We start from the raw sequence: 10,657 nt of genomic DNA, 5'->3' as shown, positions 1-10,657 counted from the left end.
AAGCTCTCGCCCGAATCGCCGAGCAGGCCGGATTGTCGCTGCCCCACCTCGCTCTGGCGTTCGTAACCGCCCACCCCGCGGTCACCTCGGCGATCATCGGCCCACGCACACCCGATCAGCTCGACGACCTGCTCGCGGGAGCGGACACGCTCCTCGACGACGACCTGCTCGACCGCATCGACGAGATCGTGCCGCCGGGAACCGACGTCGGACCCATCGACGTCGCCCACGTCCCACCGGCGCTCGCACAGCCGGAACTCCGCCGACGCACCTCCGAAACCCGGGCAGCGCGCCGACAGTCGCCACCGTGACGACGGCTCCGGCACCAAGCAGACCTCGTCAGCGCTGCTGTCCCCGGAGGAAGCAGCCGTCCACGAGATTCCGGAGGAGACGCGGCGCTACGTGGAAGCCACCGCTGCGGAACAGGCACGCGGCACGGTGACGACCGTACGGCGACGGTTCGCGGAGATCGTCGAGCAGACCGGCGCGGACGAACTGATGCTGTACGCCTCCGTCTACGATGCCGACGCACGGATCCGCTGCTATGAACTGGCCGCAAAAGCCGCCGAGTGGGCATAGGCCCACGCGGTCGGACGCACACTCCGCCCACTCAACCTCCGTGCGCCCGGGGGCGCACCGGGGTCGAGTGCACGCGGGATGCGCCGAACCGGCACGTGCGTGGCGACCGGCGCGGACGCCGGGCGTACGGGTGCCCTCGGTCCGCGTTCGATGGCCCAGGACGCGGCCGTCGCAGCGGGTTGCACATGCGGAGTGGGTACCACGGGTCCGGCGCCGCGACGCCACCACGGGACCGCCGGTGCGGGGGGCGTCGATTTCCCCACCGCGCTGCAATCGGACCACTGCTCCGCCCCCAGGTGACCCATGCCGCACACGAACCCGATCGCGCTGCCCGAGTGGCGATGTTCCGTGTTCCGTCACCGAGCGTCGACCGGCGTTATCATGCTCGCATGTTGCGGGGGTACGGGGGTACGTGGTGGATACGGTCATCGTGCAGTTGCCGGAGCCGGAGCCGGGAAACGAAGGGGATGTGCCGGGCACGCCCGCGGTGTTGCGCCTGGGGCCGGGGCAGAGTGCCGACTTCGGGCGTGGAGTGCCCGATGCGCCCGTGTCGATCGTGTTGCCCGATCCCGGGGTGTCGCGGCGGGCCGGGGAACTGGTCGCCGCCGAGGACTATTGGCGATTGTCCAACTTCAGCCGCACCGCGACCTACGTCGTGGAAAACCTGGAAGGTGCCGGGGAATACCTCAAGGTCGCGCCCGGTCGGCTCGGCGCTCCGGTACCGTTCGAGTTCTCCCGGCTGGTGCTCCCGGTTGCCGACGGCGACGTGTCGTTCAAGGTGTTCGCCCCCCAACACGCCTATCTGGACCGGGATTCACAACCTCGCGGCGGCGAACTGACGACCAGTCCGTTCGCGCTCGATCCCACGTCCAAGTATTTCCTGGTCCTGCTCGCGCTGTGCGAACCACGCCTGCGCGGCGCACTCGACGCGGCGACGCCCGGCGCCGGCGAGGTGTTGGAACGCCTGCGCCCGCTCGCCGGGCACGCGGATCTGACCCGTTCGGCGATCAACTACCACATCGATTACCTCGCCTCCACCAAACTGCGCCTGCGGGAGGCCACCGGGGACGAGGCCGGGCGCACCGGACACAAGCGTGAGCGCCTGGTGACCCTGGCGCTGCGCTTCGACCTCGTGCGGGAGGAACACCTGGCGCTGTTGCCGCCACGCGGCAGGTGATCCGTCGCGAAGTCGGTCCGGCCGCAGCGGGGCCGGAGTTCGTCGAGGAAACGAAGAGTGATGCCGAGGATGGACCAGCCCGCACCGCCCCCGCTCGATGTACCCACCGGCCTGGTGGTCGCCGACTGGCGGGTGACCGAACCGATCGGGTCCGGCAGTTGGGGCAGCGTGTACGCCGCGGAACGGACGAGCGACGGGACACCCGTCGCGATCAAGTTCCTGCGTACCGACCTGCTCACCCCGGGCCAGCGCAGCTCCGTGGACGAACTCGTGTACCGCGAGGTGCACTTCAGCCGGACCGCGGACCACCCGAACCTGGTCCGCACGCACGCCGTGGTCACCATCGACGATCCCGACCACCCCGAACTGCGCTCCGTGGTCGGCCTGGTCATGGATCGGGCCGCGCGCAGCCTGCGCGACGTGTTGGACAGCGCCGAATCCGGGCTCGAAGTACCGGGCGCCGGCCGGATCCTGCGCGGCGTGGCCGCCGGATTGGCACACATGCACGAACACGGCCTCGTACACGGCGACTTGAAGCCGGCCAACACCCTGCTCTCCGCGACCGGCGACGTCTGGCTCGCCGACTTCGGACTCACCGCCGAACTCGACGGCACGCACGCCTACATCCCACCCCTCGGCTCGCTCGACCACGTGCCGCCCGAGTGGTGGTCGGAACGCACCGGCGAGCGCGGCACGGTGATCCGCCCCACGGCCGACGTCTGGGCGTTCGGCGTACTCGCCCACCAAGTCCTGACCGGCGGACTGCACCCGTTCGTCGGCAGCAACGCCCGGGCCCGCGCGCTCGCCGCCCAGGCCTACGCCCGCGGGGTCGATCCGCTGCGCCTGGACGACCGGGTGCCCCAGGAGTGGCGGCGGCTGATCACCGAATGCCTCGCCCCCGACCACGAATCCCGCTCCCGACTCGACGCGGCGGAGATCGACGAGCGGGTGCGGGCACTGTCCGGCGCCACCAGACCCCGACGCCGACGCCTGGTGGCGGCCCTGGTGGTGGCCGCCGTGGCCCTCGCCGGGGTGGGCGTGGGCCTCGGACTGCGCGGCGACGGCGACCACGACACGCGCGCCAAGGTGGCCTCGTCCGCCGCCGCGAGCGGGCCGGCCGGCTCCGCCGGTGCTCCCGCCCCCACGGCGGAGCCGCGCCGGATCGCCGGGGACATCCCCGCCGGATCCGACGTGCCCGCGGAATTGCGGCCGATGATCGCCAACGCGGCCCAGCGCTGCACCGAGGCCGAGGTCACCCCGGCACTGCTCGCCGCGATGCTCAAGGCGGAGAGCGGCTTCGACGCCCGCGCGGCGCGACCCGAGAGCGACGAGTACGGGATCGCCATGTGGACGCCGCGGGTATTCAACGCGTGGGCGGTGGACGGCGATCGGGACGGTCGCAAGGACTACATGTCGCCACCCGACGCGATCGCGACCATGGGCATCTACGTCTGCTGGTTGGCCCAACACATCAAGCAGGAAGGGCTGCGCGAGGACGTACCCGCCCTGACCGTGGCCGCCTATCGCACCAGCGACCGCACGGTCCGGGAGGCCAGGAGCGTGCCGCCGCGCACGCGCGCACACGTGGGCCTGGTGCTGCGCTACCTCGCGGAGTACACCGGCACGCCGTCACCTGCCTCCGCGCCGACTGCCCCGTCCGGCTGAAACCGCCGGCCGGCCGGCGACCCTGACATCCGTCAGGGACCGTTTGCCCCGCGCCCCGCCTATCGTTTTCAACCAGCGAAGGGGCCGGCGGGAACGGGGGCACGGACATGGCGGATCGCAGGCGACACGTGGCCGCGCCGATCTGCGCGGCCGTGGTGGCGACGATCACCGGCTGCGGGTCGGACGGGACGTCGGCCGCCGGGTCTGCGCCCGCGCCCCGCGCCCCGCGACCTCACCGAGGCGAAGCGGGGAACGCTCGCCCGGGCCGAGAAGGTCCCGACCCGCGACTGCATGCGTGCGGCCGGGTTCGAGTCCCGGGTGACCGACGAGCCGCCCGAAGCGGTGGACACCCGCTTCCCGTACGTCATCGACGACCCGGCACGGGCCACGTCGAACGGCTACGGCCGGGCGATCCGCACCCGACGCAACGCGATCGCGGACGACGACCCCGACCAGCGCTGCTTCCGCGCGTTGGCGGAGCCGCGCCGGTCGGCGGCCCTGCGGGCGTTCCACGGCGACGGCAATCAGCGCCTGGAGGCCCGTGTCCCGGGATCGGGGACGATCCGGCACAGCGACAAGGGCTGCGCGGCAAACGCCCGGCGCGGACTCTACGGCGATCTGCCGAGCTGGTATCGGGCCCGCAAGGTCACCGAGGCGCTGCCCCGTCTCGTGCGCTCGGCGGTGGTACGGGACGCGCGCCACACGCGTTGTCCACCGAACTCGGCGCCACCGCCCGCGACTGAGTCGACGTCAACACCGTTCGAATCGAGGGAATTCAGCTCATGAAGAAGCGAGTCGACACGCTCGTCGCGAGTGCGGCGCCGTTGATCTCGGTCGCGACGCCCGTGCCCGTCGGCCAGGCGGCGCAGAACGGACCTGCGGCGTTCGGGTGCAGGGGCCTTCGCCGACGGCGGGATCCACGCCTGGTCCGATCCGAACCAGCGGGGCGACCACCGCGCTACAGACAGTTGCCGACCGGGCGCCCCCCGTCCGTGGCCTCCGCCCCCGCGCGCCGGGAGTTGCGCTGACCCCGGCGTGCGGTGACCTCGCCGCCTCGGCGGCGGGGTTGCCGACCCGGTTGGTGGGCCGACTGCTCGCGGTGCCGGTGCTGTGTACCGCGATCTTGGCCGGGGTCTGGAACGGGAGCCCGGCCGCGGGCCGACCGGCGGCTTCGTCCGGCATGGCGGCGAGGCCGAGCGCGATCCAGGTGCCCACCGGAGTGACCGCCGGAGTCGCCGTGTTCGACCGGCGCACCGGTACGTTCACCGCACAACTCGACGCGAACCGGCGGTTCCGCTCGGCATCGGTGGTCAAACTGCTCATCGCCCTCGACTACCTGTGGAATCGCGGGCCCAGATATGCGATTCCGGCCGTCGATCGACCGGCCTTCGACCGCATGTTGCGCGGCAGCGACGACGCCGCGGCCGGGGACTTTTGGGCGCGGGCCGGATACGGGGCGATCGTCGAGCGCATGGTGACCCGACTGCACCTGGTCGACACCGCGCCGCCGGACGACCCGAACTTCTGGGGCTACACCGCTCTGTCGGCCGCCGACGTGGTCCGGATCTACCGCTACCTGCTCGACACCGCGCCGGCTCCGGTGCGCGACGTGGTGATGGGGGATCTGCGCCAGTCCACCCGGTGTGCGGTCGACAGCTTCGACCAGCACTTCGGGATCCCGTCCGCCTTCGACCGTCCGTGGGCGGTCAAGCAGGGCTGGTCGGGCTTCGACTCGGCTGGTTGCGGGCCGACCGCCGCCGCGCCCTCGGCTGCTCCCGTCCGTACGGCGACCACGGTCGGCGGGGTCGACCTGACCAGTCCGGCACTGCACACCACCGGCACGGTCGGGGCCGGGGACCGGTCGATCGTGGCGGTCCTGACGCTCCATCCGGCGGGCACGTCGTACGGAAAGGCCTACACCGACGTGGGCCGGCTGACGCGCTCGCTGAACGTATCCGGCGCGGTGCGACCGACCGGATCCCGGTTCGGCACGTGGAGCACGGGGGTGCACGTGCGGAAGGGATCGAACACCGGATCGTCGGTGGTGACGACCCTCCCCGCGGGGGTGGAGGTCCTGGTCGACTGCCAGGTCGAAGGGGAGGAGATCACGGTCCCGCCGTACACCAACCGGTGGTGGGCTCATCTGCCGCAGTACGGGGGCCACATGACCAACATCTACGTCGGTTCACCCGACGACCGACTACCCGACGTGCCGCTGTGTCCGTAATGCAGGCGCGGACGCCCAGCACGCACAGAGGGTGAAGTCCGGCGGTATGTAACGGGGTTCGCACTACGGTCCACCCATCGTGGTGACGGACGAGGAACAACCGGGACGGCTCGCCGGACGGCGAAGGGCGATGCCGTGGGTCAACCACGGCATCGCCTTTTCGCGTCGGGAGCCCGTGGCGGTTGGGCAGATCCCTGGTCGGCGTCGGCCCATCACGACGCGGCGGGCATGCGGGTCGACGAGGCGGCCCTCGCGACTGGAGAAGGCCGCCGACCGGCCGAAGGTTCGAGCCCCGGACGCACCTCGAACCCGGCCTCGACCGCGGTCGGATACCACTCCGGCTTGACCGCCCCGCGCACGACCGCCCCGCGCACGACCGCGTCACGCACGAACGCCCGCAGGTCGAGGCCCGTGCCGGGCGCGGGGTTGAACTCGCGGACGCCGTCGACGAGACCACGGTGAAGTTCGCGCCCTCGACCGGGCGGAACCCGCGTATTCGAGTGCTCCCCCGCAGCCCGAGCACCGTTGCCCGAGACAACGTACCCGGTCGGACCCGGAACTCGATCCGGGCCGTCTCGACGGGGTGTGGTGGAGTCGGCGAAGCCGGGTACGCGGGCCGGGCTCGGGTGGATGGGAGGCGGCGGTGTCAGCCGGCGAAGGCGCGGCGGTATCTACCTGGACCTGCGCGACAAGCTCCATGGGCGCTTGGTCCATCAGATCGACGAACAGCCGTCGAAGTGGGCTCCGTTGTCGTTCGTCGACATGGTGTACCGCAAGTACCGGCCGGACAATGCGTTCCCCGGCCTGGAACAGCTCGTCGCCGCCCCCGTGCGTCCGGACTGACGGCGTTGCGGGGCGGCTGCGGCGCGGGGGATGCGGTGGTCGCGACACCCACCCCGCACCGTCCGCCGCTGCTCGGGTTGCTCGCCGACCCCGACAACCGGGCCTGCGAGACGTGGATCGAGGCTCGCGCAACTCTTGGGCCGCCGGCCGCTGATTCCGCACCGTTCACACGGTGCCGAGGTGGTGCGATGGTGGGATCGACGCAGGCTCGACAGCGCCGGGTCGCCGCGTCGAGGACGCGTCCGCGTCCGTAGTGTCGGCAGGGGGCTGGGCCGGTTGTCCGGCGGATCGACGTCGGGGTGCCGCGCGCACTGGTGGTGGGCCGACCGGGTGGGATCGATGGTCGTCATGGGTCGTCGGCGGGAGGGGGTGCCGTGAGGCTTTGCCGAACGGTCGACCAACGACCGTCCGCGCTCGGATATCTTCCGGACATCCACCGAAGACGACGAACGGGCTGCCTGCGCCGTGGCGCGGGCAGCCCGCCGGGAGGTATGTGATGGATTCGATCGACATCGTGGAGACGGCGGCCGCGCTGGCGACCGCCTGGAGTTCCCGGTCCGTGGGGAACGTGGGCACGGCCCGTGTCAACGTCCTGCGTATGGACGGCAATCCGGTTCGGGAGGAGGCTCACGGGCGCGACGAAATACTCCTGGTGCTCGACGGGCGACTGGAACTGCTGGTGGAGGGCGCCGAGGTCACCGTCGGGGCAGGCGGGATGTACCGGGTGCCGGCAGGCGCGCGACACGCTGTGCGCCCCGGCAGCCGCGGCACGTTGGTGATCCTGGAGGAATCCGGGGTGTGACGAGGACCGCCGAGGTGAGGCCCGTTTCCATGTCGCCTGCCGATTGGGATTATTGCGGGGCTTTTCCGGGGTTCGTCGTCCGTGTCGGCCAAAGCAGTGCCTGGGCGACGACGACGTTCTCGCCGTCGAAGGTGACGGCGGGGCCTTCGTGCAACTCGTAGCCAAGGATGATGGCCTCGCTCACCCGCCGGCAGAACCCGATGTCGTCCGGCCCGGTGATGACGCGATAGATCGGCAATCCGTCGGGTGGCGTGCTCATGAGGAGGAACCTTCCCGGCGCGCCCGCCCACCGATCCGGTGGGACGGTTCGCTCCGATGTCGCGGCTTCCCGGGGCGCTGGGCTGCCGCCACGGCAGGCTCGGGGGCGGTCGCGCAAATGCGTGAAGTGCGATGGCCGAGGCTCATGGTGGAGGGGTCTCGCTTTCTCTCGGGTCGAACGGGAAGGGTCGAGCGGGGCAGGCGCGGCTTCGGGGCGGATTCCCGTTGTTCGCCGTGTGGGACGGGCCGGGTGGCGGGCCGGTCACGGTGGCGGGGACACCCCTCGGGCAAGGGGCCTGAAGAAAGGTCGAGCGAGAAGTCCATGCGCCATGCGAGGAGGCTACGAACGCCACCCGGCACGCGGCCAGTGGCACTCGTGCCATGTATCGCCGGCATCGTGCCACATCTGCTGATCGGCCGGGCGGTATCGGGCCCGTCGGCGGAACGGGAGCCACGACATGCGCCGCCGGGCCTCGACGGCGTCCGGCGTGCGGTGGGGGTGGGGTTGGGGTGCGGTCGATGGGCGTGACGGACACGGGCGTCGAGGCGGAAGGCGCCGGACGCCTGTGGTGACGGCGTGGGTGGGCGCGGCGGCCACGTGTTCGCGACGGCCGTCCCTCGCGTCGGGGGAGGCGTTGCGCCGCGGCGGGTGTACCGGGGGTCAGTGGCGCGAGGTGCACCTCCAGCCGACCGATCGGGTGAGGACTCGGCGCGGCCGAGAAGGTCGCCGACGTCGTCGAGTTGTGCCTCTACGTGCCCGGCGACGCGCGGCCGTCCAACCGGGGTTTTCGGCTCGGGTGCGGCGCCGGGGCTTCGGGGCGCGCGTCCGGTCCGGCGCGACGGCACGTTGCCGTCGGTAGGGTTGCCCGGGAAGCGGCACATTGGCCCAGGGCATGCGCGTGTGCCTCCAGACCGAGGAAGGCCACACCGCGTACCTGCGCATCACCGCCGTGCCCACCCGCAAAGCGGTCACCTTCGAGGCCACCGTCTGGGAGTGACCCCCGCAGGCCCGCCACGGTCACCGTCCCTCCGCCGGCGGCGCAAGCGCCTACCGACCTGCGACTACGCGATCGCGGAGGGCGCGTACGGGAAGGACAAGCGCACACGCGCGGTCCGGTGGATCGTGTGTCCATGGCGTCGTGGTGGAGGTTGCCGGGCCGGGACGCGCTGGTTGTCGACCATCCATCACGTCGATGTCGGGGCCCAGGTGGCCTGGCCACGCAAGGCGTCGTGATCCGTGATTGTGGGGTCGTGGCCGGTGACGGTGCCGGCGCGGTCGACGAAGTGCGCGGCGCTGACGAACACGTAGTCGAGTTTGATCGGTGTCGCCTTCGCGGTGGCGAACGTGGGCGCGCCGCTGCGGCATTGCACGGCGGAGGGCGGGCAGTTCGGGGTGTAGTACGCCTTGTTGGTGTCGTCGACCTCCACGAATCGTCCGTGGCCGCCGGTGTGGGAGTACATGCCGTCCAGGCCCGGATGCTCGGGCGTGAGGTTGAGATCCCCGCCGACGATCACCGGCGTGCCCGAGCGCACGACGGCGTCGACGATTGCGGCAAGCCTTCGATTCTGTTCCACGCCGACGTCCTCGGGGCTGGGATGTCCGCTGCACACCTGGACGCGACGATCTCGCAGCGCGGTGTCGGTGCACAGCAGGCCGAACTGTTCGCGCGTGGTGCCGGGAGTCGTCAGGTTGTGGAACGTGCCCGGGCCGACCGGGCCCTTGACGAGGACCGCGATGCCTTCGTGGGTCCCGCCTCGGTTGTCGGGCCGGCAGCCGGAGCCCGTGTCCAGTTGGCTGTGGAAGACGCCGGTATAGCCGCGTGGACGGAGCTCGGCCAGGAGTGTCTCGAACTGCACACCGCACACCTCGCTCAGGAACACCGCGTCGCTGTTCCAGCTGGTGATCTCTTGTTCGACCTTCGCGACTCGGCGGGTGACCTCTCCCGCTATCGAGGGATCCTCGGTACAACCGCTCCAACCACCACAGATGTTGTACTGAAGAAAGTGCAAGGCAGGTCCACCGCCCGTGGTGGGGCTCTGCGCGGCGGTCGCGGAGAACCCGGGTACCAGGCAGAGCGCCAAGACGGCGAGCAGGAGCAGTCTGGCGCGCACGGACATCCCTTCATGGCGCACGTCGCCGGCAACCGACGCTCGGACACACGGAGTTCGCGACACGGTCGGTTGTCTCGACGTCGCCGGCGAGGACATCGACCCATCGACTTCCCTCGATGATCACACGAACATTTCCGGATTCCGCGCAGGCGCGACCGACAACCACGCGACCGATGGCCGCCGCCATTGCTCGCCACGCGCCAAATGCCGCGATCCTCACCGTCGGCGGCGGGGGCCTGCCGCCGGACATGCGCGGCAGCCCGTGACGGGACGGTCGGCGGTCCGCCGGGGCCACGCTCCGGTGCGCCGGTCTGTGGTGAACTCTGGCCGGCCAGGAGACGATCGAACGGTGCCCGACCCGCTTTGTTACGCCGAACCGACCGCCGGGAGGATCAGGACCACTGCGTTCGTCGACGCAGGGGTCCGCGCCGGCGGAGACCGACCCGGTCAGGGTCGAACGAGCCACCCGCCGGGCTCACTCGTCCTCGTAGTACCTGTCGTAGCCGGCCGACAACTCCTCCACCGAGAAACCCTCGAACGCGCCCTCCGATTCGAGCTCGCGCAGACGGTTCAGCACTACCGGCGCAGACGGCGAGGGGTGGGCCGAGAGGTGGGTCTTCGTCGGCTCGATTCCGTGGCCGAGAAGAAGCTCGATGTCGATCGAGCACGCCGCGTCGAAGCCGGCTTCCTTCGCGCTCCAGATGAGCAGAACGTCGTCGAGGTCGCCGCTGTTGAACAGTTGAACGCAGCAGAGCTTCATCAGTTCCGTGTCGCCCTCGCCCTGAGCACGGCGCTCGCGTTCCGTATGCTCGCCGAGCAGTTCACGGATTTCGTCGAGGTGCGCGCGACCGGGGCGGAGCCCGAAGCGGCGCAGACTTTCCTCTTCGTCCATCGGTGGTATCCCCCTGGCCGTCCGGCACCGTCCGTACCCCATCGTCCCTCGACACACACCCGAGCCTGATGCCAAGGCCGGGAAGGTCCAGGTGCCCGATCC

At 71.0% G+C, this 10,657-nt stretch carries 11 protein-coding genes; 8 read left to right on the top strand and 3 right to left on the bottom strand.

Annotated elements, in window-relative coordinates:
* From ACFXKZ_RS36650 to ACFXKZ_RS36615, 8 genes are all read left to right on the top strand, one after another.
* On the top strand, nucleotides 1-311 hold a 311-nt coding region (locus tag ACFXKZ_RS36650; protein ID WP_380006843.1), incomplete at its 5' end, for an aldo/keto reductase.
* Nucleotides 312-402: 91 nt separating this feature from the next.
* Nucleotides 403-579 carry a hypothetical protein gene (locus ACFXKZ_RS36645; protein ID WP_380006840.1) on the top strand — a complete coding sequence of 59 codons (177 nt, stop codon included), beginning with the start codon at nucleotides 403-405 and terminating at the stop codon, nucleotides 577-579.
* Between the two features lie 415 nt (nucleotides 580-994).
* The gene (locus ACFXKZ_RS36640; RefSeq protein WP_380006837.1) at nucleotides 995-1,756 is read left to right on the top strand and encodes a serine/threonine protein kinase; all 762 of its coding nucleotides are present in this window, start codon (nucleotides 995-997) and stop codon (nucleotides 1,754-1,756) included.
* Between the two features lie 69 nt (nucleotides 1,757-1,825).
* Nucleotides 1,826-3,421 carry a protein kinase gene (locus tag ACFXKZ_RS36635; protein WP_380006834.1) on the top strand — a complete coding sequence of 532 codons (1,596 nt, stop codon included), beginning with the start codon at nucleotides 1,826-1,828 and terminating at the stop codon, nucleotides 3,419-3,421.
* A gap of 291 nt (nucleotides 3,422-3,712) precedes the next feature.
* Entirely contained in the window at nucleotides 3,713-4,207 is a 495-nt protein-coding gene (locus ACFXKZ_RS36630; RefSeq protein ID WP_380006831.1) for a hypothetical protein, read from the top strand.
* Nucleotides 4,208-4,487: 280 nt separating this feature from the next.
* Nucleotides 4,488-5,648: a hypothetical protein gene (locus ACFXKZ_RS36625; protein WP_380006828.1), complete on the top strand. Its 1,161-nt coding sequence runs from the start codon at nucleotides 4,488-4,490 to the stop codon at nucleotides 5,646-5,648.
* A gap of 630 nt (nucleotides 5,649-6,278) precedes the next feature.
* The gene (locus ACFXKZ_RS36620; protein ID WP_380006825.1) at nucleotides 6,279-6,491 is read left to right on the top strand and encodes a hypothetical protein; all 213 of its coding nucleotides are present in this window, start codon (nucleotides 6,279-6,281) and stop codon (nucleotides 6,489-6,491) included.
* A gap of 496 nt (nucleotides 6,492-6,987) precedes the next feature.
* Nucleotides 6,988-7,293 carry a cupin domain-containing protein gene (locus tag ACFXKZ_RS36615; RefSeq protein ID WP_380006822.1) on the top strand — a complete coding sequence of 102 codons (306 nt, stop codon included), beginning with the start codon at nucleotides 6,988-6,990 and terminating at the stop codon, nucleotides 7,291-7,293.
* A gap of 49 nt (nucleotides 7,294-7,342) precedes the next feature.
* Here ACFXKZ_RS36615 and ACFXKZ_RS36610 read toward each other — a convergent pair whose 3' ends face one another.
* The 3 genes from ACFXKZ_RS36610 to ACFXKZ_RS36600 all read right to left on the bottom strand — a co-directional run bounded on the left by ACFXKZ_RS36610 (nucleotide 7,343) and on the right by ACFXKZ_RS36600 (nucleotide 10,555).
* Complete coding sequence (locus tag ACFXKZ_RS36610) at nucleotides 7,343-7,552, bottom strand: DUF1737 domain-containing protein (protein WP_380006819.1); 210 nt, start codon at nucleotides 7,550-7,552, stop codon at nucleotides 7,343-7,345.
* Between the two features lie 1,184 nt (nucleotides 7,553-8,736).
* Nucleotides 8,737-9,663, bottom strand: coding sequence for an endonuclease/exonuclease/phosphatase family protein (locus tag ACFXKZ_RS36605; protein WP_380006816.1), 927 nt, complete (start codon nucleotides 9,661-9,663; stop codon nucleotides 8,737-8,739).
* A 475-nt stretch (nucleotides 9,664-10,138) separates the two neighbouring features.
* Entirely contained in the window at nucleotides 10,139-10,555 is a 417-nt protein-coding gene (locus tag ACFXKZ_RS36600) for a hypothetical protein (RefSeq protein ID WP_380006813.1), read from the bottom strand.
* Nucleotides 10,556-10,657: the final 102 nt, after the last annotated feature.

The organism is Embleya sp. NPDC059237 (genome assembly GCF_042754105.1).
Lineage (GTDB): Bacteria > Actinomycetota > Actinomycetes > Streptomycetales > Streptomycetaceae > Embleya.
This window is presented reverse-complemented; position numbering and strand designations above follow the sequence as displayed.